The organism is Gemella sp. 27098_8_149 (genome assembly GCF_041433745.1).
In the GTDB taxonomy this organism is placed as follows: domain Bacteria; phylum Bacillota; class Bacilli; order Staphylococcales; family Gemellaceae; genus Gemella.
Genome location: NZ_JAPWCB010000001.1, coordinates 78,858 through 102,459, shown reverse-complemented (window position 1 = coordinate 102,459; position 23,602 = coordinate 78,858). Strand labels below are relative to the sequence as shown.

Genomic DNA, 23,602 nt, shown 5'->3' with positions numbered 1-23,602 from the left:
TATGGAGAATAATAAATTAAAACTAAGTATTAAAACTTTACAAAGCATCTTTTCTAACACTAAAGAACCTGCTTGGTTTTTAAATACTAGAAAATTAGCTTTATATAAGAGTTATACGCTACCTTTTCCAAAATTAGAGTCTATGGAGTTAGAAAGATGGAACTTATTTAATGTTGATTTTTCAACTCTAAGATTAGAAAATGAAGGAAATGTAGAAATAGCTGAATATGGTATTAATAGTGATGATTTTGCTGTAGTTCAAAAGAACAATACTATTGTTCACATTAATATTCCAGAAAAATATGCTGATAAAGTAGTGATTAAAGATATTTTCACTGCAATGAATGATGATCACATTAAAGATAGTTTTATGAGTGTTGTTGACTATGCTGAAAGTAAAGTAACAGCTGTTCACTATACACTATTAAATGCTGGATTATTTATTGATGTTAAGGATAATGCTGTAATTGAAGAACCACTTCAATATATCGTGATTTCTGATAAAGAACAAAGTTTATTCAACCATGTAACTATTCAGGTTGGAAATAACGCTAAATTTAATTTTATTGAAAACTACGTAAATAACCAAAAAGACGATAAGGCACCTTTCAGTTTAGTATCAGAAGTAGTTGCACATGAGGGAGCTCAAATTAACTATAGTTCAATTACGAACCAACCAGGTGAAAAACGTGGAACTATTTTACGTCGTGGTTTAACTTATAGAGATTCATTAATTAACTGGAATGTAGCTGCAATGGATGAGGCAGATGTATATCACGATAATACAACTAACATCCTAGGAGACGGATCTGAAGCTAACCTTAAGATTGTTACTCTAGGAGTTAAAGAACAAAAAACTTACTTCAATAGTGAAGTAGTTAACCAAGGATTAAGTAGTAAAGGTGATATCTTACAACATGGTGTGCTATTAGATAGATCACATATTGTATTTAACGGTGTAGGATTTATCGTTAAAGGTGCAACAGGTTCTAATGCTTATCAAAGTTCAAGAATGCTAACACTTTCTTCTGAAGCAAAGGCAGATGCAAACCCAATGCTATTAATCGATGAAAATGATGTTATGGCTGGTCACGGAGCGTCGTTAGGTCGTATTGATGAAGAACAATTATATTATCTACAAAGTAGAGGTTTAACTAGAAAAGAATCTAGCAGATTACTAGTTCACGGATTCCTATCTCCAGTTATCTCAGAATTAACAGTAGATAAGATTAAAGAACTAGTTACAGTGCTTATTGATGAAAAAATTAACAACAACGAGAGTGAATAGAAATGATAGATTTTAGTAAATATAGAGAAGACTTTCCTATATTAAAAAGAAAGATATCAGGGAATGATTTGATATTTTTTGATAATGGAGCTACTACTCAAAAGCCTAATCAAGTAATTGATACTATTACAGATTACTATAAAAATTATAATTCAAATATTCATAGATCTGTTTATACCTTAGGTAATGAATCAGAGAAAATATACGAAGAGTCTAAAGAGTTAGTTAGAGAGTTTATAAATGCAAGTAGTTATGAAGAAATAATCTATACTAGTGGAACTACTGAAAGTTTAAATTTTACTGCTAGAATTTTAGAGCAAGATGTAAGTGAAGGAGATGAAATTATCCTTACTTATATGGAACATCATGCTAATATTATTCCTTGGCAACAACTAGCTAAACGTAAAAATCTTGTTCTTAAGTATTTAGAATTAGATGAACAAGGAAGAATAAGTATTAAACAATTAGAAGAATTTATTACAGATAGAACTAAAATCGTATCAATGTGTCATGCTTCTAATGTATTAGGTAATATAAATCCGGTTTTTGAGATTGGGGAATTATTAAAAGATAAAGATATTTATTTTGTAGTAGATGCGGCACAATCTGTTCCTCATTTAAAGATTGATGTTCAAAAGATGAACTGTGATTTTTTAGCCTTTAGTGCACATAAGATGTGTGGACCTACTGGTATTGGAGTTCTATATGGTAAAAAAAATCTATTAGAAAAATTTGATCCGGTTGAATTCGGTGGAGGAATGATTGGTATTGTTGAAGACACTTCAGCAACATGGGCAATTCTTCCTGATAAATTCGAAGCGGGAACACCACTGCTTGCACAAGCAGCAGGATTAGGAGCTGCCATTAAGTATCTAGATAGTATCGGCTTAGAAAATATTGAGAAGTACACTAAAGAGCTTACTGAATATATGTATGATGAGCTTTCTAAGATAGATAATATAGAGATTTATGGAACTAAAAATACAGAAGAGAGAGTTTCATTAATAACTTTTAATTTGGTAGGTGTTCATCCTCACGATTTAACGAGTTTCTTAGATGAAAAAGGTATTTGCATAAGAGCAGGACATCAGTGTACTCAACCATTATTAGGAAAGTTAGGAACATACTCAGTAGCAAGAGCAAGTCTATATTTATATAATACAAAAGAAGAGATAGATTTCTTTATTCAAACATTAAAAGAAACGAAGGAGTTTTTTGAAAATGAGTTTTAGTGATTTAAAAAGTTTATATAAACAAGTAATCTTAGATCATAGTAAGCATCCTAGAAATAATGGTGAAATAGAGAGTAGTTACAAGTTGGAGATGTTGAATCCATCTTGTGGTGATAAGATAACAGTTAGTATGAAATTAGCAGATAATATTATCGAAGATATTAAATTCGTAGGAACAGGTTGTTCAATTTCACTAGCTTCAGCTTCTATGTTAACTGAGGAATTAAAAGGTTTATCAGTAGAAAAAGCTAATGCCAAGATTAAAGACTTTTTAAATATGATTATGGGAAATGAATTTAATGAAGAAAACTTAGAAGATAGTATTTCATTACAAAATATTTCTCAACTTCCAGCTAGGGTTAAGTGTGCTACTTTAGCATGGAAAATTACAGAAAAAATTTTAGAAGAAAATAAATAGAAGAAGGAGTGATAGCATTGAATAAAAATGAAGAAATGTTTACCGATTATCAGTATGGATTTTCAGATAAAGACGTATCTATATTCAAGACTGATAAAGGATTAACAAAAGAAATCGTTAAAACTATTTCTGAAAGAAAAGAAGAGCCACAATGGATGTTAGAATACCGTCTAAATGCATTAAAAGAGTTCTACAGAATGCCGATGCCAACATGGGGTGGAGACTTATCTGAAATAGATTTTGAGGATTTAACATACTATGTAAAACCATCAGAAAAAACAGAACGCTCATGGGATGAAGTACCACAAGAAATTAAAAATACTTTTGAAAAACTTGGTATTCCAGAGGCAGAACAAAAATATCTTGCAGGTGTATCTGCACAATATGAGTCTGAGGTAGTTTATCACAATATGCATAAACAATTCGAAGAAAAAGGAATTATCTTCGAAGATACAGATACAGCATTAAAAAATCATGAAGAAATCTTTAAAGAATATTTTTCAAAAGCTGTTGATTTTAATGATAATAAATTCGCTGCATTAAACTCTGCGGTATGGTCAGGTGGATCATTCATCTACTGTCCAGAGAATGTATCAGTAGAAGCACCGCTTCAAGCATACTTTAGAATTAACAGTGAGAAAATGGGGCAGTTTGAGCGTACGTTAATTATTATTGAGAAAAACTCTTCGCTACACTACGTAGAAGGTTGTACAGCTCCAACATATTCAGCAAGTTCACTTCATGCCGCTGTTGTAGAAATATTTATCAAAGAAAATGCTCGTTTCAGATATACAACTATTCAAAACTGGTCGACGAACGTTTATAACTTAGTTACTAAGCGTGCGATTGTAGAGAAAAACGGTACTATGGAATGGGTTGATGGAAACTTAGGTTCTAAATTAACTATGAAATATCCAGCATGTATTTTAGTTGGTGAAGGAGCAAGTGGAAGTACGCTATCTATAGCTATGGCTAGTGAAGGACAAGTGCTTGATGCAGGATCTAAGATGATTCACTTAGCACCTAGAACATCATCTACTGTTGTTTCTAAGTCAATGTCTCGTCGTGGTGGTAAAGTTAACTATCGTGGATGGATTCACTTTGGTAAAAACTCAGAAGGATCTCGTTCAAACATTGAATGTGATACTCTAATCTTAGATGAATATTCAACATCTGATACTATTCCTTACAACATCGTTAAAAACTCTAACGTATCTTTAGAGCACGAAGCAAAAGTATCTAAAGTATCAGAAGAACAACTATTCTACTTAATGAGTAGAGGTCTTGATGAAGGACAAGCTACTGAAATGATAGTTATGGGATTCATCGAACCATTCACAAAAGAACTTCCAATGGAATATGCTGTAGAATTAAACAGATTAATTTCATTTGAAATGGAAGGATCAATAGGATAATTAAATAGATTATATCGAATACTCTTGAAGACTAGTTGATAATTTTTTTGGGGGTTACTAGGTTATTTGGTTCTTTGTCAAATTCGGTTGATTTTGAAAATTAGGAGGAAACTATGCTATCTTTAGTAGTATAGCTTCCTCCTATTTTTTTGTTTTAATCCTATTTCTTTCTTTTTAGTGAGAATAGATTGATGTTTTACAGATGTAAACAAGCTGAAGACAAGGAGTATTTTAGCTTTATAGTGGTTAAAAGCCCTCTAATAATACTTTTATAGCCAGAGTTCATATCTATAATTACTACTTTAACATTACAATGTTGGTGATAAGAATGGCATAGTGGGTAGTTTTTTGTAATCTTATTGGTCCTTTCTTAAAGTATATTTTGTATCCTATGAGTTAATGCATCTGTGTATACTTACACTATACAAAGTTGAGGAAAGCTCATCAAAGCACATATAATCAGGTAGGGTTTTAGGTCTTTCTAAAAGTAGATATAGAACAAGACTCAACTATTTTTTTGAAGTATTCTCTTCAGATAACCTTTTAATGCGGGTACCTCGTAGATTTTTAGAGGTATTAGAATTTTTCCTAACTTAAGTAATTTCATAGGTAAAGGGTTTACTACGGCAACCTTTGTATATAAAGCGAGGTCTATTTAAGTATAAGACTAGAAATAGCAGGTATTTTTAATCTTTACTTTTCTATAACTGTCATTAGTTATCTTACATTCTTTACAATGAGGATAAGAATTAGATGAAGCCTCCAATATTTCATAATAAACCAGATGGTGCAACTACCTATTTTAATTTTTTTATATTTTCGACAGTTATTTGTAGCGTTATTTTAAGAAATTTGCTATAATTACACACTATGAATGTAAATTTCCTTTCTTGATTTTTTGCTCATACTTAAATTTTAAAGGAATTTCACATTCTTTTCTATTTTTTATAAATTAAAATATGGTTGATATTTATTGTCAACTTTTTTCTGAAAGTTCTATTCCTGTTAATTATATGCCAATATTGTCATTATTTATTATAGAAAAATAGCGAGATTTATGTTAAGATTATTATGAATAAAAATATTATTTATTAGATAATTATAAGAAATAACATTTGGAATGTAGGAGGTTGTTTATGGTAAAAAATAATAATCAAAGTTATAATAACCAAAAAAATGAATATGGGAATAACAACTATCAAAATCAGCAATATCAAGATATGAATTATATTGATCAATATGATAGTGAGGATTATATTAATCAGTATTCACCAAATTCGAATAATTACAACAACAGTTATTCAACACAGAATACAAACTATAATAATATTCAAAATAATGATTATAATGGATATAGTAGCAACAATCAGTATAATCAAGAAAACTTTCCTCCGAATTTTAATTATGTGGAAGATGATAAACAAAAAAAGAAAACTGGTGTTTTATTTTTAATTAGCTTTTTAGTAATAGGTTTATTGGCAATTACTGCATACTTTGGATATACTAAGTATGTACTAGATAAAAAAGCTATTGTTAATTTAAATCAATATGAGATAGATTTCAAACCTTATGGTACTGATGGGGATGGCACAGCTTCTGCTGATATTAAGAAAATACCAACGCTAGATACTGAGGATCCTACTATAACTAAATTTTTACAAGAGCCAACAATTACTTATAGTAAGTCTAATAACTTAAAAAATGGTGAAAAAGTGGAGGTTACGATTAGTTTAAGTAAAACTTCAGCTGAAGCAAAAAAACTAGAATTAAAAGGTGAATTTAAACGCTCTTATACAGTTAGAGGTTTAAATGAAAAAACAAAAAATAGTTCTAGAGATAGTTCATCATCTACAAGTATTATTCTAAGAGAAAATAGTTCTGTAAATACTAAAGAACTTACTGATTCTCAAGTTGGGGATTGGGCTAGAGCCATATATATTAGAGATTATTCTAGAGGTTCAGTAAATTCTGATTTTTCATATGATGTTTGGTTAGGTAGTGATCATTTGGCTTATGCTAATTTGAAAAGAAATGGAAGTACAGTAGGTAAGTATAGAGTAAATGCAAACGGTCAATTGGAACATTATGAAAATGGAGGTTGGAATGTAGTTAGTAGTACATATACTTCATAATATTTATTGAACTAAAATATTTTTGCATTAAAAGAAAAATAATAAAAATAGAAAAAACTGATAACTAAAATATAGATAGCGTATTCTAGTTATTAGTTTTTTTGTAAATTTATTTATAAAAAATTTTAAATACCTCTTGTAATTAATGATATTTAATGAGATAATAGTACATATAATGCAAATAGATTAAGAGGAGATTTTTACTTATGACAAAGATTTTAGCTATTAACTCAGGAAGTTCATCTTTAAAATTTCAATTATTTGAAATGCCTGAAGAAAAAGTTATTACAAAAGGACTAGTTGAAAGAATCGGTATTGAAAACAGTGTATTCACAATCGAATTCAACGGAGAAAAAAATAAAGAAACATTAGATATTCCTAACCACGACGTGGCTATTGAAATGCTACTTGAAAAATTAACAAAATTAGGTATTGTACAAGATGTTAAAGAAATTGAAGGAGTTGGTCACCGTGTCGTTCATGGTGGAGAATTCTATGATGCATCAGTATTAGTAACTGAAGAAGAATTAGCTAAAGTTGATTCTATCGAAGATTTAGCACCTTTACACAACCCAGCAAATATTAAAGGTGTTCGTTCATTCCAAAAAGAATTACCAGGAGTTCCAAACGTATTAACATTTGATACTGCATTCCACCAAAGTATGCCTAAATCAACATACATGTATGCAGTACCAAGAGAATTCTATGAAAAATATGGAGTTCGTAAATATGGTGCACACGGAACAAGCCACAGATATATTGGAGAAAAAGTTGCTGAAATTTTAGGAAAAGACCCTAAAGAACTAAAAACAATTTCTTGTCACATCGGAAACGGAGCTTCAATTTGTGCTATTAAAAATGGTAAATCATTCGATACTTCAATGGGATTCACACCATTATCAGGTTTAGTAATGGGTACAAGAACTGGGGACATTGATCCAGCTACTATCCCTTACATCGCTCAAAAAACTGGATTATCTCTTGAAGAAATCGTACGTATTTTCAACTTCGAATCAGGATTAAAAGGTGTATCTGCACTATCTTCTGACTTACGTGACGTTGAAGATGTAAGAGATACAAACCCTCACGCTGCTGAAGCTATTGATGTATACATCAACAGAATTAAAGAGTACGTTGGAGCTTATGCTGCAGCTATGAACGGAGTAGATGCAATTGTCTTCACTGCAGGTGTTGGTGAAAATGCTACTTGGGTTCGTGAAGAAGTATTAGAAGGATTAACTTTCCTAGGTGTACAAATTGATAAAGAGAAAAACAATGTACGTGGAAAAGTTGCAGAAATCTCAACAGCAGATTCTAAAGTTAAAGCTTTCGTAATTCCTACAGATGAAGAAGTTATGATTGCTAGAGATACTTATAACTTATCTAAATAATAAATAAGATTACAAGGGCTGGGGTTTCTCTCCAGTCCTTTAATAATTTGAAAGGACGCTATGGTAAGAAATAACTTCAAAAATAAGTTTAAAGGAGCTATTGATATCTTAAAGATATTTAATCTAAATGGCTATGAGGCATACTTTGTTGGTGGTTGTGTAAGAGATTATTTATTAGGTGAAGAATTTTCTGATATTGATATAACGACAAATGCGCTACCTGATGAAGTAAAGAAGGTGTTTCGTAAGAGTATTGATACCGGAATTCAGCATGGAACAGTAACAATCTTAGTTAATGGTGATAGTTATGAAGTTACTACATTTAGAACTGAAGAGGACTATACAAACCACCGTTCTCCTGAAAAGGTAGAGTTTGTAAGTAATTTACGAGAAGATCTTGATAGGCGTGATTTTACAATTAATGCTATGGCATTAGACTATAAAGGGAAGTTATTCGACTATCATAATGGAGATAAAGATTTAAGTTCTAAAATTATTCGTACTGTAAATGATCCTAATGAGAGATTTTATGAGGATGCCTTAAGAATGTTAAGAGCGTTTCGTTTTTCATCTAAGTTAGGGTTTGAAATTGAGGATAATACAATAGACGCTATTAAGAAAAATGCAGAACTTATAAAATTTGTATCTATTGAACGTATTGTAAATGAATTTAAAAAGCTTTTAGCTGGTAAAGGTAATCTAAGGAGTTTAGAATTATTAATAGATAGTAAGCTTAATTCATATATTCCATTTTTTAAAGAGGTTAATAAGGTTCAAGATTTATCAAGTTATTCATTCTGTCAAAGTTTGTATATTCTATCTATTATTAACGATATTTCGTTTGAAAAATTAAAATCATTGAAACTGTCTAATAAAGAAATAAAATTAGTAAAACAGTTTGATTTAATAAATCATGAGTTTAAAAATAATACTCCAATAGAATTAGTTTTATATAAATATAATCGTGAAAATATTAAGTTTGTATGTGATTATTTTGGTTATGATAAAGAAAATAATATTGATGAATGTATTTTAACTATAAATTCATTTAATGATATTGATATTACGTCACAAGAAATCATAAGTACTATTAATAAAAATCCTGGTCCTTGGATAAAAAGTATAACATTAAAATTGGAAAAAGAAATTTTATTAGGAAGATTAAATAATAATAAAAAAGATATACTAGATTTTTTATTAAATATAAGAGATAATATATAGATGATTTGAAAGAGAGGTGAGAGAATTTATGGATAGATTATTTTGTATTGTTGATATAGAGTTAACTGATGATAAGGAAATAATTCAATTTTCTGCAACAAAGCTTGATAAAAGTTTTAATGAAGTTTCATCGATAAATTACTATATTCAACCTAAAAAGCCTGTATCTACTTTTGTGACTGAGTTAACGGGAATAAGTAATGAGATGCTGGAAGATAAGAAATTTTTTGAGGAAGTTGCTGATGATTTATATGATTTTATTAAAGATGATATTCTTGTATGTCATGGTCTTCCTTCAGATTATGTTATTTTAAAGAAAAGATTTCATGATGTTGGAATTCAATACAAGGCAAAACAATCGCTAGATACTGTCGAATTAGCGAGACTATTTTTACCGTCGCAAAAAAGTTATAGACTTTCTGATTTATCGAATTCTCTTGACCTTTACACCGGTGAAAGGTATCATAATGCAGCAGTAGACGTAAAAGTAACAGTTAGATTGTTTATTGAAATAGCAAAGAAAATTTCTTTTATTAGTGATAATAATTATAAAAAGATTGAAGATTTATTAGAAAAAATTGATATTAATATGTACATATTTTCTAAATTCTGTAGAGAAAATATAGCTAGCACAAAGGATAAATTTAATGATTTCTTGCATTTCGAAGGAGTGGATTATAGAAAAGTAAAATTTGAAACTAGGCCTACGAATGACAAAGAAAACTTTATACTATTTTCATCGATAGACGAAGAAGAGTATGTAAGGAAATTTAATATTTCTGACTTTGTAATTATAAAGAAAAAAAGTTCATATGTACCATTAAATGTATTCTCACTGTTCCCGAAAAAAGAGGATCCTAATCTAGATAAACTATTAATAAAATTATACGTATGGATATTAGAAACAAAAACTGGTGATTTTTCAGAACTTAATTTATTATATCTGGAAAAAATGTATATTGAAGGTATTAAAAAAGGTGTTTCTATTAGCTCAAAATCATACTATTTTGATGAAAAGAATAAAGCTGCACAGAGTTGTAAGAACATCGTAACAAATTATGAATCTATAGAATATATAATAGAGAGTGATATGTTTAGAAATCATACATTTATTTTTGAACATAAAAAAATATTAGGACGAGAATTAGATTCAATAAATACTAAAGATTATTACTATAAAAATGTAATTGTAGAGTTGAATGTAGCAGTCTCTAAAAATTTAAAAAATAAGGACATTAGAGATTTAAGAAATAATATAGATGGATTAGTTAAATTTTTGCATGAAATGTATATCTCAGAAAGTTTGTTTTTATATAATGATAGTTTAAGTTTTATATTACAGGATGTTGATGCTATACTTATTGATATAAAAAAATATAAAAACGAAGTTCCGATTTCTTATAAATTTATGAAGAAATTGAGAAGTGTGTTAACAAATTCTAAGAATACATATAAATTTATTATACTTGATCAAGAAAATAGCTTGAAACTTACAGTAGTTAACGATAAAAAAGTTAAATCTTTAATTAATATAATCCACGCTAGAAAGCATAAGTACTTAAACTTGAAATCAAAAGCAAACTACTTATATTCAAATGGTGAAGATGAGTTAATCAATACAAAAAGTACTGAGTCAATTTTATATATTTTTGAAAGTAATAAATATAAGGACTTATATTTTAGTAAAAGAGAGAAAAAAAGCTATATAAAATTTTATAATTTTTCTATTAAAGAAAATTTTAACGAATTATATAAAGATGTTAAAAAAAATAATCGTTTAACTTGTAGATGTTATGCAACGAAGGATATATTAGAATATCGATACTATTTGAAAGATATTTTTGATTGTATAGTCTTAATTCGTGATTTAGAACAATAAATTATAAAAATTAAAACACATAATTAAAAAAATATTAAATTTATGATATAATATAAATAGTTTTTATATAACTATGAATATTAAAAATTTTTGAATACAATAATAATTTAAATTAGGAGGGACTTCAAGTTGAATATTAATAATTTAAAAGAACAACTAGGTCAAAAAGTAACTCTTGGTGCATGGATTGCGAACAAGAGAAGTAGTGGTAAAATTGCATTTTTCCAATTAAGATATGGAGCTGGATTTATTCAAGCTATTGCTTTAAAAGAGGCATTAGGAGAAGAAAGATACCAACAATTACGTCATTTACCACAAGAAACTTCGTTAAAAGTAACTGGATTAATTAAAGAAAATGAAAGAGAACTTTCTGGTATTGAATTAGAAATTGAAGACTTTGAAGTTATTTCAGAAGCAATTGATTATCCTATCACTCCAAAAGAACATGGGGTAGAATTCTTAGCAGATAATCGTCACATTTGGATACGTTCTAAGAAACAACATGCTATCTTAACAATTAGAAATCAGATTATTAAATCTACATATGATTTCTTTGAAAAAGAAGGATTCTTAAAAACAGATCCACCAATTTTAACGTCATCAGCTCCAGAAGGAACTACAGAATTATTTAATACTAAATATTTCGATGAGGAAGCATATCTTTCTCAATCAGGACAACTTTACTTAGAAGCAACAGCTATGGCATTTGGTAAAGTATTTTCATTCGGTCCTACTTTCAGAGCTGAAAAATCTAAAACTCGTCGTCACTTAATCGAGTTCTGGATGATTGAAGCTGAGATGGCGTTCTGTAATCATGATGAAAGTTTAGCACTGCAAGAAGCATTTGTTAATCACCTATTAACTGATGTATTAGAAAAATGTCAAGAACAACTTAAAGTTCTTGGTCGTGATTTAGAAGCCCTAGAAAATGCTCGAGGAGAATTCCCACGTATTAAATATAAAGATGCTATCCAATTACTAAAAGATAATGGATTTGATGATATTGAATATGGTGATGACTTCGGATCACCTCACGAAACATTTATCGCAAATAGCTACAACAAACCAGTATTTATTACTCACTGGCCATTAGACATTAAACCATTCTATATGATCGAAGATCCAAATGAACCTGGTGTAGTACTATGTGCGGACTTAATAGCTCCAGAAGGATATGGAGAAATCATCGGTGGTTCTCAACGTATTGACGACTACGATAAATTATTAGAAAACATTAAGAAATATGATTTAAATCTTGATGCTTATGGTTGGTATTTAGATCTACGTAAATATGGTTCTGTAGAACATGCTGGATTTGGATTAGGTTTAGAGCGTACTGTAGCTTGGATTACAGGTAACGGACACGTTCGTGAGACTGCTCCATTCCCACGCTTATTAAATAGATTAACACCTTAGGAGTCCAAAATGATCAATATCAATATAAAAGGTCTTTTAGTTGATGCTGATTTTTTAATGAATTATAAATCTTATAACTTATCTGGAGAGGAAGCTATGTTTCTTCTTCAGATAAGTTATTTGACAAATCAAGGAGATTTACCATTTTCAATAGACTTATTTAAAAATGAATCAAATAAATCAGAAAATGAAATCTTTTCTATGCTTGATAATTTAGTTAATAAAGGATGCATTGTTATTTCAGCTGAAAGCAAGTTAGATTTTATTGTTTTTAATAATAAGGAAGACTATTATACTCTGCGTGAGTTATTAAAATTAACAGAACGAGTAACTGGGAGAATATTAACTTCTAAAGAGATTGATATTGTAACTTCTTGGTTTGAAAAAAATTATACAAAACAACAGATAGATGAAGCATTAACTTTGTCTAAAAATATTAGTTATGTTAATGGTATATTAAATAACAAAGTAAATAAAGATATTCAATCAGAAAGTGGAAGTAGTTTAGGTTATGACTGGTTTAACAAATAGACAAAAAAAGAATAAAGCAAAAAAAGTTATGGAATATTTGGATAAAGTATTTCCTGATGTAGAATGTGAACTAGATTTTTCTAATAATTTGGAATTAGTTATTGCTGTTCTCTTATCGGCGCAATGTAAAGATGAGTATGTAAATAGAGCAACAGTCGGGTTGTTTGAGAATTATAAGACAATTGATGATTATGCTGATGCTAAGGTGGAAGATATAGAGAAGTATATTCGAACACTAGGTCTTTATAAAGCAAAATCTAAAAATATAGTTGGTATGGCTAATATGTTAAGGGATGTTTACGATTATAAGATTCCACAGACTAGAGAAGAGTTAGAAAAACTACCTGGTGTAGGAAGAAAAACTGCCAATGTTGTTCTATCTGTTGGCTTTAATATTCCCGCGATTGCTGTTGATACTCACGTTGAACGAGTAGCAAAAATGTTTGGATTAGCAGATTTAACCGATACACCACTTCAGGTAGAAAAAAGTCTTATGAGTGTTTTCCCTATGGAAAGTTGGGGAAAAATACATCATCAACTAATTCATTTAGGTCGATATAAACTCCCTGCAAGAGGTGAGCGTACTATTGACCCAGAATTAGAAAAATTATTAGTATTGAAATAAGAGGAGAAGTTATATGATAATCATATTTATATTAGCGTGTTTTTTAATATTGCTAGATCAACTTAGTAAAAATTTTATAGTTAATCATTTCTCATTAGGAGAAAGTAAGGAAGTTATAGCGAATTTCTTCAGTATATCATCTCATAGAAATAGAGGGGCTGCATGGGGGATTCTACAAGATAGTCGTTTATTTTTCTTAGTTGTTACGATTATTTTTGTGGCTATTTTATCATATTATCTATTAAAACAAAAAAATTCTTTATCTGCTTTTGATAAAGGGACATTTTCATTAATATATGGTGGAGCAATTGGTAATTTTATCGATCGATTAACTAGACATGAAGTTGTTGATTTTTTAGATTTTAGAATTTTTGGATACGATTTTCCAATTTTTAATTTAGCAGACTGTTTTATTTGCGTAGGAGTATTCTTTTTACTATATAAGATTTACAAAGAAGAAGAAAAATAATAATTGAGAGCGGACTTTTTAGGTCATGCTCTCATTTTTTGTTATAATTAAGTAAATTAGAAAAAACTACAAAGGAGATTTAAATGTATTATTGTACATATGAAAGCAAAATAGGACTTTTATATTTGGTTTCAGATGGTGAAAGTCTTTGCGGATGTTATTTTGAAAATCAAAAATATTTCCCTAATGACATCGACGAATATCAATTTAATGAAGAATTAAATGTATTTGTAGAGTCTATAGCTTGGTTAGAAAAATATTTTAACGGTGAAAACCCAAGTATAGATAAAATCCCCTTGAATTTTTATGGAACTGAATTTAGAAGAACAGTTTGGAAAGTTCTCAAAGAAATTCCCTTCGGTGAAGTAATTACATACAGGGATATTGGAGAAATAATAGCTAAGACAAGAGGTATAAAAACTATGTCAGCACAAGCGGTAGGAGGGGCAGTTGGGCATAATCCATTGTTAATTTTTATTCCATGTCATAGGGTAATTGGTGCAGATGGAAGTTTAACAGGTTATGCTGCAGGTCTTGAAAATAAAAAATTTCTATTAAATTTAGAATCTGATAATAATAATTATTAATTAAAGGATGAAATACCGTCCAACAATAGAAGAATATATGAAAATATGATATAATTAATTAGATTAAATTCTTTTTTAGGAGAAATAAATGAACGATAAAAAAATAGTATTTATGGGAACTCCAAAGTTTGCTGTTCCTGTTTTAGAAATGTTAATAGAAAATTACGGTGTAGATTTAGTTATTACTCAGCCAGATAAAAAAGTCGGTAGAAAGAAAGTACTAACTCCACCCCCAGTAAAAGTTGTGGCTTTAGAAAATAATATTAAAGTATTACAACCTGAAAAAATATCAACAGATGAAGAAACTTATAATACATTAAAAGAATTAAACCCGGATATTATTATAACTGCCGCCTATGGCCAACTTGTACCAGAAAAAATATTAGAGATTCCTAAACATAAGTGCATTAATGTTCATGGATCATTATTACCAAAATTACGTGGAGGAGCACCTATTCAGTATTCAATACTTGAAGACCATGGTAAAACAGGTATAACAATTATGTATATGGTTAAAAAACTAGATGCAGGAGATATGTTATCAAAAGTAGAGGTTGATATTCTTGATAGTGATAATTATGAGACTTTACATGATAAACTTTCAATCGCTGGACGTGATTTATTAAATGAAACTCTTCCAAAAATCTTTAGTGGTGATATTGCACCAGAAAAACAAAATGAAGAAGAAGCTACGTTTGCTCGTAATATCTTAAGAGAAGATGAGAAGATTGATTGGAATTCTTCTGCTAGAGATGTATTTAACAAAGTTCGTGCATTAGATCCAACACCTGGGGCATTTACTTATTTAGAAGGTAATGTGCTAAAAATTTGGTCAACTGAAGAAGTTAAACAAGATGTTGAATCTAATTTTGACAAGGTTGGAACTATTATTAAACAAGATAAGAAACATATCTATATTTTATGTGGAAATAAGACAGTGCTAAAAGTGAACGAACTTCAAGTTTCTGGTAAAAAACGTATGCCAGTAGTTAATTTCTTGTCAAATAAGAAAGACTATGTAGGAACAGTATTAGGTGAAGAAAATGAGTAGCATTAATGCTAGACATATTGCATACGAGGTACTATATACAATTATTCAAGAAGATGGCTATAGTAATATTACTTTAAATAAATACTTTAATCAGTATAAGTTAGAAGAACAAGATAAGAGATTTATTAGTGAGGTAGTATATGGTACTATAAAAAATAAATTGTATCTTGAACACATTCTTAAATCTTATTCTAAAGGTAGAGTAAAACCTAAAGTTAAAGTTATTTTATTAATGAGTATCTATCAATTGATTTACATGGATAAAACGCCAAACTTCGCGGTTATTGATGAAGCTGTAAAATTAAGTAAGAAAATTGCAGGTAATATCACAGGAAAATTCGTTAATGGTATTCTAAGAAATATTGAGCGAAATTCGAGTAATCTAGATCTTAAGTATAAAAATACAACTGAACAGTTCTGTATAGAAAATAGTTGTCCAATCAAATTATATAATATACTTAAAAAACAATACGGAGTAGAAAAAGCTCAAAGAATAGTTATCTCATTTAATCAAAAGAGTAAAAACAGTATTAGATATAACCCGTTAAAAATTACTAAGAAAGAGTTAATAGAAAAATTAGGTGATGCTGTTAGCGAGAGTGAAATCTGTGAAGATAGCCTAGTTTTAAATAAATTAAACTTAGATAGTAGTTTATTCACAAAAGGATATTATATTATCCAAGATGAGGCAAGTGCTCTAGTTGCATCGTCGATCGGCTTGCCATTAGATAAAAAATATAAAATACTAGATACTTGTGCTGCTCCTGGTGGTAAAAGTTTGCATATAGCTAGTAAGTATTTTAATTCTAGTTTAATTTCATGTGATAAATATATACATAAGCTAAAATTAATTGAAGATAATAAAGAGAAACTTGGAATTACCAATATAGAGGTTATAGAACAAGATGCAACTTTAAATAATTCTTCATTTAACGATAAGTTTGACATCGTAGTTTGTGATGTACCATGTTCGGGGATAGGGGTTATAAAAAATAAACCTGAGATAAAATATAAGATAACAGATGCTTATGTTGAAGATATTGCTAAACTTCAATACGATATTCTAGAAAATAGCAAAAAATATGTTAAACAAGAAGGAATTTTAATGTATTCAACTTGTACGATAGATAAGAGAGAAAATATAGAAAATATAGAGAAGTTTTTAAAAGAGAACAAAGATTTTAGTTTAGAGAGTATTTCTCTAAATAATAGTATTGTAAAAACGAGAGAAAATGGTGTATTAGAAATACTACCTGATGACTATAGTTGCGATGGATTCTTTATCGCAAAACTAAAAAAAATGGAGGCAAAATGTTAATTTCAGATTTTAAAGGCTATAAAAAGTCTAGATGGTTAAAAGATTTCGATAAAATGTCTATATATTCTATAAGACTTGATCAATTAGAAGAATATATTGTAAGTATCGGTGAGAAAAAATTTAGAGCAAAACAAATCTTTGATTGGTTATATAAAAAGAGAATTACAGATTTTTCAGAAATGAAAAATGTACCTAAGTCTCTTCAAGAGAAACTTGCTGAAGAGTTCGAGATTACAACTCTAAAAACGATTATTAAGCAAGAATCTGCTGATGGAACAATGAAATTCCTATTTGAGCTACAAGATAAGTATACTATTGAGAGTGTACTTATGAAAAATAAATACGGAAACTCACTATGTGTAACTACACAAGTAGGTTGTCGAATTGGATGTACTTTCTGTGCATCAACACTTGGTGGTTTAAAACGTAATCTAGAAGCTGGTGAAATTGTTTCACAAGTATTAAAAGTACAACAAGAGTTAGATAAAAAAGGTGAACGTATTTCAAGCATTGTAATTATGGGTATCGGTGAACCGTTTGAAAACTACGATGAGATGATGGACTTTATCAGAATAGTAAATAGTGATGAGAGTTTTAACATTGGTGCTCGTCACATTACCGTTTCAACTTCTGGTATTGTGCCGAAAATTTATGATTTTGCTAATGAAAAAGTTCAAATTAACTTTGCGGTATCATTACACGCACCGACTAATGAGCTACGTAGTAAAATTATGCCGGTAAATAGAGCTTATAACATAGATAAACTTATGGAAGCATTAAAATATTACCAAGAAACTACAAATCGTCGTATTACATTCGAATATGGTTTAATGGGTAAAGTAAATGACCAAAAAGAACATGCAGAAAAATTATCGGAAATTATAAAAGGGTTAAACTGTCACGTTAACTTAATTCCGATTAACTATGTACCTGAACGTAACTATGTTAGAACTAGTAAGAGTGATATTTTCGCATTTGAAAAAGTTCTTAAGAAAAATAAAGTTAATGTAACAATTAGAAGAACACAAGGTGATGATATTGATGCTGCTTGTGGTCAACTTCGTGCTAAAGAACGTAAGGAAGAGGTAAAAGGAGGAATTCCAGATGCCACTAGTATATTCGTATAATAGTAATAGAGGAAGAAAAGAAAAAAATGATGATGCTGTCAGTGTATCGAAGAACAAGCAAGGAGCAATAATTGCTATTGTTTGTGATGGTGTAGGAAGTCATAGTAATGCTGCATATTCTAGTAACTATATAGTTTCAACTTTAGAAAAAGAGTGGCAAGATTTAACATTTGCTAATTTCAATAATATGAAAAATTGGTTATTCGATAGGATTGAAAAACTAAATACAGAATTATATACTAAGTCAAAAGATAATCAGAAAAAGATGGGGACAACAATAGTTACTGTCGCTATTTTTGATGGACAAGTTGTTGTTTATAATATTGGGGATAGCAGTGCTTATGGTCTTACAAAAGATAATGCAATGAATATTGTTACCGTTGAAGATTCATTTGTTGGGGCCTTAATATCAGCAGGTGCAATTACTGAAGAAGAAGCAAAAAGTCATCCAGAAAGACATGTTCTAACACAAGCATTAGCTACAAGAGAATCAATTGATTTACATACTTTTATCGATGATTTAAATAAATATGATTATTTCCTATTATGTTCAGATGGGTTAACGAATATGATAGAAAATGATGAAATTCAGAATATTGTAAGAAATAATGAATTATCGATAGCTGTTGATGATTTAATTGAAAAATGTGTTAACCGTGGCGGAGTAGATAATATTTCTGTAGCTATAATAAAAAATCTAGGGGGTGAAAACCATGATTAATAAAATTATCTGTAATAGATATAAAATTTTGGATCATCTAGGAACTGGTGGTATGGCTACAGTTTGGCTAGGGTATGATACTATTTTAGATAGACAAGTTGCTATTAAAACTTTTAAAATTGATGCAAATGATGAAGATGCGGTTAAAAGATTTAATAGAGAAGCAAAAGCTGTAACAAGTTTATCTCATCCAAATATTGTGTCGATTTATGATGTAGAAAATGAAGGAGAGTTTTACTATTTAATACTGGAATACGTTGAGGGAATGACTTTAAAAGATTATATGATAAAAAATCCTCGTATTCCTATTGAAACTATAGTTCATATTGCTAAACAAATAGCTTCTGGATTAAGTCATGCTCATCAAAATGGAATAATACATAGAGATATTAAACCACAAAATATTCTAATGAATGATAATCTTACATGTAAAATAACAGATTTTGGTATTGCAAGAGCATATGGTGATACAACACTTACTCAAACAAATCAAATGTTAGGAACAGTATATTATTTATCACCTGAGCAAGCTCGTGGTAATGTTGCTACAGCTCAAAGTGATATTTATTCGTTAGGAATTTTGATATTTGAAATGATTACAGGTCAAATACCATTTAAAGGAGAATCTGCAGTAGCGATTGCTTTAAAACATTTACAAGAAGAACTTCCGGATATCGACAAATACAGAGAAAATGTACCTCAAAGTGTAAAAAATATTGTTTTAAAAGCTACAATGAAAAATCCTAATGAGAGATACATCAGTTCTAAAGAATTATTTGAAGATCTAAGTACGGTTCTTAATCCAGAACGATTATATGAAAATAAATATACTGGATTTAAAATCCCTGCACAACCTGTAAATAATTATAATGAAACTCAATATATAGATAATAGTAGTAATAATAATCAATATGCTTATGCCGATTTTAACAATGAAGATGATTATTATGATTACGAACAAGATAATAGAAATAATAACGTACGTTATCAACAAAATAATAAACAAAAGAATAACTATAATAATGTTAGTAAACGAGATGAAAAAGAAGAGACATCTAAAGCTAAACATATATTCCTTGCAATAGTGGCTATTGTTACTATAGTAGTAGGTACATTTTTCATCTATAATTACGTTATTGGATCTAATAGTGTTTCTGCGCCTGATGTTCGTAATAAAACTTTAGAAGAAGCTAAAGTTACAATAGTTAAAGCAGGACTTGAGGTAGGGGATGTTACAGAAGTTGCAAGTGATGATGTAAAAGAAAAAACTGTAATAGACAGTGATCCTAAAGCTGGTAAAAAAGTGAAAAAAGGTTCGAAGGTTGATTTAAGAGTTTCTTCTGGTAAAAAAACAGTAGATATGCCTAATTTTGTTGGTCTAGATGAAGAAACAGTTAAGAAAAATGCTTCAAAATTAGGATTCAAAAATATAACTGTTGAGAAAGTAGAAAGTAATTCTTATGATACCGGGAAAGTTGTTTCTCAAAATATTAGAGCTGGTATGGAAATAATACCAAAAGAAAAAGAATTAATAATTCAAGTATCTACAGGTAAAAAGAAAGTGACTATGCCTAATCTTGTCGGTGAGGATAGCACAACTGTAGAAAGTACTGTTGCATCATATGGATTTAAGAATGTCACTTATAGAGAAGAATACTCTGACAAAGAAACGGGAACGGTTATCTCACAAAGTATCAGAACTGGATCAAATATAGTACCAAGTGATGAATCTTTAGAGATAGTAATCTCAAAAGGAAAAGAAAGAAGTTCTTCACGTGATGAATCTAGCGATGATTCAAGTGTGGATTCTAGATCAAATGATGATAGAACTACTAGAAATAATTCAACAAGAAATAATTCTAATAGTAGTAGAAATAACAATAGTAACTAATTAGTGATTATAAAAGCACAGGGGAGATATTTATTTCAACTGTGCTTTTTCATAAAAGTTATAAATTAATTATATGGTGATTAATATGAATTTAACATTACAAAAAAAACTAGAATTACTTCCAGATAATCCCGGATGTTATTTATATAAAGATAATATTGGAGAAATTATATATGTAGGTAAAGCTAAAAACCTTAAAAATAGAGTAAAAAGTTATTTTACAGGTACTCATAATAAAAAAACTCAGACTTTAGTATCAAAAATAGAAGATCTTGAATATATAATTGTTAACTCTGAGAAAGAGGCTTTATTATTAGAAAATAATTTAATTAAAAAATATAGACCTTATTTTAATATTCGTTTAAAAGATGATAAAAGTTACCCGTATTTAATGATTACAAAAGAAGAACATCCTAGATTGCTAATGACTAGAAAATATAAAAAAAATAATAAGAATATCTATTTTGGACCTTATGTTGATATAAAATCTGCTACTGAAGTTAAGAAAATTTTAGATAAAATATATCCACTAAGAAAGTGTAATCCTGTAGAAAAAAGACCATGTATGTATTATCAAATTGGAGAGTGTATAGGACCATGTGCTAAGAAAATTACTGCAGATGATTATAAGTCACAGATTTCTAAAATTAAATCATTCTTAACAGGAAATACAAAAGAAATATTATCAGATTTAAAAAATAAAATGCAAGAACACATTAAGAATTTAGAGTTTGAAGCTGCTGGACAAATCCATAATTATATTAAATCAATAGAAGTTTCAGTTCAAAATCAAGTTGTTGCAGACAGTACAAATATAGATAGGGATTATATAGGTTTTTCATTTAACGATGACTATATTTGTATTCAAATATTCTTATCTAGATTAGGTAATATAATTGAACGTAAGGTTGAATATTTTAATTTATATGATACGCCTGAGGAGATTTTGTATTCTTACTTGTTACAATATTACACTCTAAACAAACTTCCAAAAGAAATATATATTGATGAATTAAATGAAGACTTACTTTCTGATGTAGTCGATTGTAAAGTTATTATTCCTAAAAGAGGTAATCATAGAAAAATACTAGACACTGTAAAAGAAAATGCAACATATTACTTGAATAATAATCTTGCTATTGAAGAACTTAAAGAAAGAAAATTACAAGTTACACTTAATAATATCGCTGAAAAGTTAGGTGTGAAATCTATTAATAGTATTGATGCTTTTGATAATTCTAATATAATGGGTGTAGATGCAGTTTCAGTAAAAGTTAATTTTACAAATGGGAAAAAAAATACTTACAATTATAGAAAATTCAAAATTGATGAATCTATGGGAATTAATGATGTTCAAACAATGAAAGAAGTACTTTATAGAAATTATAAAGATAAAAAAACTAATACAGAATTATTGATAGTTGATGGTGGAAAAAATCATCTTAATGTAGCCATTGATGTAGTCCATAATACTCTTGGGCTAAAACAAATTAAGATAATTGGTTTAGCAAAAAATGACAAACATATTACTGAATACATTATTACTGATGACTATGAGATAATAGAATTTCCTAAAACTTCTGCAGAATATCTATTTTTAAAACAAATACAAGACGAAGTACATAGGTTTGCAATTACTTATCATAGGGCAACAAAAAATAAGAGTATGTATAAATCAAGTCTTGATGATATTCCGGGGATCGGAAAAGTTAGAAAGAACCTATTATTAAAATCATTTTCTTCATTGGAAGAAATAAAAAAAGCACCTGAAGAAAAACTATTGAAATTAGGAATTCCCAAAGAAGTTATAAAAAATTTAAGAAGTAAATTATAATTTATTAAGTTATCCATATTTTTGTTAAGAAATATACGGATAACTTAATTTTTTTGAATTAATCTATAGTATTATTAGTAAAAGTATGGTATAATAACTTAAAGAAATTATAAAAGTCGAGGAGGCAACTATGAAATTTTTATCATTCAGATATAACGATAAAGAATTATATGGAGTAAAAGTAAAACGCGAAGAAAGTGCATGGGACTTAATTAAAGTACTAGAGGATTTTGATAATACTGACAAAATTCCACAAACATTAAGAGAAGCAATTGAAATATATGGTGTTTCTTTTATTGAAAAAGTTAGAAAAGTACTTAAATTAGTTGAAGAAAGCTCTAATGCAAATAACTATAAAGTACCATTTGATAAAATAATTTGGCGTTCACCAATTACGAGAACTCCAAAAAATATTCTTTGTGTTGGGCACAACTACGAAGCACATGTTAATGAACTTGGTGATGAATTAGCAAAAACTCCTAAAGATGTTCTTATCTTTACGAAAGCTACAACAGCTTTAGCTGGAAATAATGAAGTAGTGCCATCTCATAAAGATATTACAGATAGCTTAGATTTCGGAGGAGAACTAGCTGTAGTAATAGCAAAACCAGGGAAAAATATCTTGAAACCTCTAGTTTTAGATTATATTTTTGGATATACAATTTTGAATGATATCACGGCTACTGACTTACAATATAAACACGGTCAATTTTTCTTAGGAAAATCATTGGAAAAATCAGCACCTGTGGGGCCTTACTTAGTTACAAAAGACGAAGTTAGTTCACCAGAATCTATGAGTATTGTGACTAAAATTAATGGAGAAATTAAACAAAATGCTATGACTTCAGAGATGTTATTTAGAATTGATGATGTTTTAGCAGAAGTTAGTAAAATTGTTCCTCTAGAAGCTGGAGATATTATTGCAACAGGAACACCAGCAGGTGTTGGTTCTGCTCAAAAACCACCGGTATTCCTAAAAACTGGCGATGAAATTAAAATAACAGTTGAAGGAATTGGTACGTTAACTACAGTTATTGGAGACTAAGTAGAAAGGAT

The 23,602-nt window shown here is 29.0% G+C and carries 20 protein-coding genes; all 20 read left to right on the top strand.

The annotated features are described in order from the left end of the window. Window position 1: 1 nt before the first annotated feature. The 20 genes from sufD to O3801_RS00415 all read left to right on the top strand — a co-directional run bounded on the left by sufD (window position 2) and on the right by O3801_RS00415 (window position 23,591). A complete protein-coding gene (gene sufD, locus O3801_RS00510) occupies window positions 2-1,288 on the top strand; it encodes a Fe-S cluster assembly protein SufD (RefSeq protein WP_294681616.1) in 1,287 nt (428 codons plus the stop codon). 5 nt (window positions 1,289-1,293) lie between these two features. Next, window positions 1,294-2,520, top strand: coding sequence for an aminotransferase class V-fold PLP-dependent enzyme (locus tag O3801_RS00505; protein WP_371453706.1), 1,227 nt, complete (start codon window positions 1,294-1,296; stop codon window positions 2,518-2,520). Further along, window positions 2,510-2,938, top strand: a complete 429-nt coding sequence (sufU, locus tag O3801_RS00500; protein WP_371453514.1) for a Fe-S cluster assembly sulfur transfer protein SufU — start codon at window positions 2,510-2,512, stop codon at window positions 2,936-2,938. Before O3801_RS00505 ends, sufU begins: the two co-directional genes overlap by 11 nt. A 35-nt stretch (window positions 2,939-2,973) precedes the next feature. Then, window positions 2,974-4,353 (top strand): Fe-S cluster assembly protein SufB, encoded by a 1,380-nt coding sequence (gene sufB / locus O3801_RS00495; protein WP_040464531.1) that lies wholly within the window; start codon window positions 2,974-2,976, stop codon window positions 4,351-4,353. 1,136 nt (window positions 4,354-5,489) lie between these two features. After that, on the top strand, window positions 5,490-6,485 hold the full coding sequence (locus O3801_RS00490) for a hypothetical protein (protein ID WP_371453512.1): 996 nt from the start codon (window positions 5,490-5,492) through the stop codon (window positions 6,483-6,485). 206 nt (window positions 6,486-6,691) lie between these two features. Further along, the gene (locus tag O3801_RS00485; protein ID WP_371453510.1) at window positions 6,692-7,876 is read left to right on the top strand and encodes an acetate/propionate family kinase; all 1,185 of its coding nucleotides are present in this window, start codon (window positions 6,692-6,694) and stop codon (window positions 7,874-7,876) included. A 60-nt stretch (window positions 7,877-7,936) separates the two neighbouring features. Continuing rightward, the gene (locus tag O3801_RS00480) at window positions 7,937-9,097 is read left to right on the top strand and encodes a CCA tRNA nucleotidyltransferase (protein WP_371453509.1); all 1,161 of its coding nucleotides are present in this window, start codon (window positions 7,937-7,939) and stop codon (window positions 9,095-9,097) included. A 28-nt stretch (window positions 9,098-9,125) separates the two neighbouring features. Next, window positions 9,126-10,976 carry an exonuclease domain-containing protein gene (locus tag O3801_RS00475; protein WP_371453507.1) on the top strand — a complete coding sequence of 617 codons (1,851 nt, stop codon included), beginning with the start codon at window positions 9,126-9,128 and terminating at the stop codon, window positions 10,974-10,976. Window positions 10,977-11,105: 129 nt separating this feature from the next. Next, complete coding sequence (gene asnS / locus O3801_RS00470) at window positions 11,106-12,392, top strand: asparagine--tRNA ligase (RefSeq protein ID WP_294683312.1); 1,287 nt, start codon at window positions 11,106-11,108, stop codon at window positions 12,390-12,392. Between the two features lie 9 nt (window positions 12,393-12,401). Continuing rightward, window positions 12,402-12,923, top strand: a complete 522-nt coding sequence (locus tag O3801_RS00465) for a DnaD domain protein (protein WP_294683311.1) — start codon at window positions 12,402-12,404, stop codon at window positions 12,921-12,923. Next, a complete protein-coding gene (gene nth / locus O3801_RS00460; RefSeq protein ID WP_294683310.1) occupies window positions 12,904-13,548 on the top strand; it encodes an endonuclease III in 645 nt (214 codons plus the stop codon). The genes O3801_RS00465 and nth overlap by 20 nt, the downstream gene beginning before the upstream one ends. A gap of 13 nt (window positions 13,549-13,561) precedes the next feature. After that, window positions 13,562-14,017, top strand: coding sequence for a signal peptidase II (gene lspA / locus O3801_RS00455; protein WP_371453504.1), 456 nt, complete (start codon window positions 13,562-13,564; stop codon window positions 14,015-14,017). An 83-nt stretch (window positions 14,018-14,100) separates the two neighbouring features. After that, a complete protein-coding gene (locus O3801_RS00450; protein ID WP_371453502.1) occupies window positions 14,101-14,604 on the top strand; it encodes a methylated-DNA--[protein]-cysteine S-methyltransferase in 504 nt (167 codons plus the stop codon). A gap of 88 nt (window positions 14,605-14,692) precedes the next feature. Continuing rightward, complete coding sequence (gene fmt, locus O3801_RS00445) at window positions 14,693-15,655, top strand: methionyl-tRNA formyltransferase (protein ID WP_294683307.1); 963 nt, start codon at window positions 14,693-14,695, stop codon at window positions 15,653-15,655. Continuing rightward, complete coding sequence (gene rsmB / locus O3801_RS00440) at window positions 15,648-16,973, top strand: 16S rRNA (cytosine(967)-C(5))-methyltransferase RsmB (RefSeq protein ID WP_371453499.1); 1,326 nt, start codon at window positions 15,648-15,650, stop codon at window positions 16,971-16,973. Before fmt ends, rsmB begins: the two co-directional genes overlap by 8 nt. Then, complete coding sequence (gene rlmN / locus O3801_RS00435) at window positions 16,967-18,100, top strand: dual-specificity RNA methyltransferase RlmN (RefSeq protein ID WP_003145512.1); 1,134 nt, start codon at window positions 16,967-16,969, stop codon at window positions 18,098-18,100. Before rsmB ends, rlmN begins: the two co-directional genes overlap by 7 nt. Continuing rightward, window positions 18,078-18,821 (top strand): protein phosphatase 2C domain-containing protein, encoded by a 744-nt coding sequence (locus O3801_RS00430; protein WP_294683305.1) that lies wholly within the window; start codon window positions 18,078-18,080, stop codon window positions 18,819-18,821. Before rlmN ends, O3801_RS00430 begins: the two co-directional genes overlap by 23 nt. After that, window positions 18,814-20,712, top strand: coding sequence for a Stk1 family PASTA domain-containing Ser/Thr kinase (pknB, locus tag O3801_RS00425; protein WP_371453497.1), 1,899 nt, complete (start codon window positions 18,814-18,816; stop codon window positions 20,710-20,712). Before O3801_RS00430 ends, pknB begins: the two co-directional genes overlap by 8 nt. Window positions 20,713-20,797: 85 nt before the next feature. Then, window positions 20,798-22,546 (top strand): excinuclease ABC subunit UvrC, encoded by a 1,749-nt coding sequence (gene uvrC / locus O3801_RS00420; RefSeq protein WP_371453496.1) that lies wholly within the window; start codon window positions 20,798-20,800, stop codon window positions 22,544-22,546. A gap of 130 nt (window positions 22,547-22,676) precedes the next feature. After that, window positions 22,677-23,591 (top strand): fumarylacetoacetate hydrolase family protein, encoded by a 915-nt coding sequence (locus O3801_RS00415; RefSeq protein WP_371453495.1) that lies wholly within the window; start codon window positions 22,677-22,679, stop codon window positions 23,589-23,591. Window positions 23,592-23,602 lie beyond the last annotated feature (11 nt).

Coding starts and splice junctions, on each gene's coding strand:
- O3801_RS00490 (WP_371453512.1), top strand. CDS start 5,490: ATGGTAAAAAATAATAATCAAAGTTATAATAACCAAAAAAATGAATAT.
- uvrC (WP_371453496.1), top strand. CDS start 20,798: ATGAATTTAACATTACAAAAAAAACTAGAATTACTTCCAGATAATCCC.
- pknB (WP_371453497.1), top strand. CDS start 18,814: ATGATTAATAAAATTATCTGTAATAGATATAAAATTTTGGATCATCTA.
- O3801_RS00480 (WP_371453509.1), top strand. CDS start 7,937: ATGGTAAGAAATAACTTCAAAAATAAGTTTAAAGGAGCTATTGATATC.
- O3801_RS00475 (WP_371453507.1), top strand. CDS start 9,126: ATGGATAGATTATTTTGTATTGTTGATATAGAGTTAACTGATGATAAG.
- O3801_RS00485 (WP_371453510.1), top strand. CDS start 6,692: ATGACAAAGATTTTAGCTATTAACTCAGGAAGTTCATCTTTAAAATTT.
- lspA (WP_371453504.1), top strand. CDS start 13,562: ATGATAATCATATTTATATTAGCGTGTTTTTTAATATTGCTAGATCAA.
- O3801_RS00430 (WP_294683305.1), top strand. CDS start 18,078: ATGCCACTAGTATATTCGTATAATAGTAATAGAGGAAGAAAAGAAAAA.
- rlmN (WP_003145512.1), top strand. CDS start 16,967: ATGTTAATTTCAGATTTTAAAGGCTATAAAAAGTCTAGATGGTTAAAA.
- sufD (WP_294681616.1), top strand. CDS start 2: ATGGAGAATAATAAATTAAAACTAAGTATTAAAACTTTACAAAGCATC.
- O3801_RS00415 (WP_371453495.1), top strand. CDS start 22,677: ATGAAATTTTTATCATTCAGATATAACGATAAAGAATTATATGGAGTA.
- rsmB (WP_371453499.1), top strand. CDS start 15,648: ATGAGTAGCATTAATGCTAGACATATTGCATACGAGGTACTATATACA.
- O3801_RS00450 (WP_371453502.1), top strand. CDS start 14,101: ATGTATTATTGTACATATGAAAGCAAAATAGGACTTTTATATTTGGTT.
- nth (WP_294683310.1), top strand. CDS start 12,904: ATGACTGGTTTAACAAATAGACAAAAAAAGAATAAAGCAAAAAAAGTT.
- O3801_RS00465 (WP_294683311.1), top strand. CDS start 12,402: ATGATCAATATCAATATAAAAGGTCTTTTAGTTGATGCTGATTTTTTA.
- fmt (WP_294683307.1), top strand. CDS start 14,693: ATGAACGATAAAAAAATAGTATTTATGGGAACTCCAAAGTTTGCTGTT.
- sufU (WP_371453514.1), top strand. CDS start 2,510: ATGAGTTTTAGTGATTTAAAAAGTTTATATAAACAAGTAATCTTAGAT.
- sufB (WP_040464531.1), top strand. CDS start 2,974: ATGTTTACCGATTATCAGTATGGATTTTCAGATAAAGACGTATCTATA.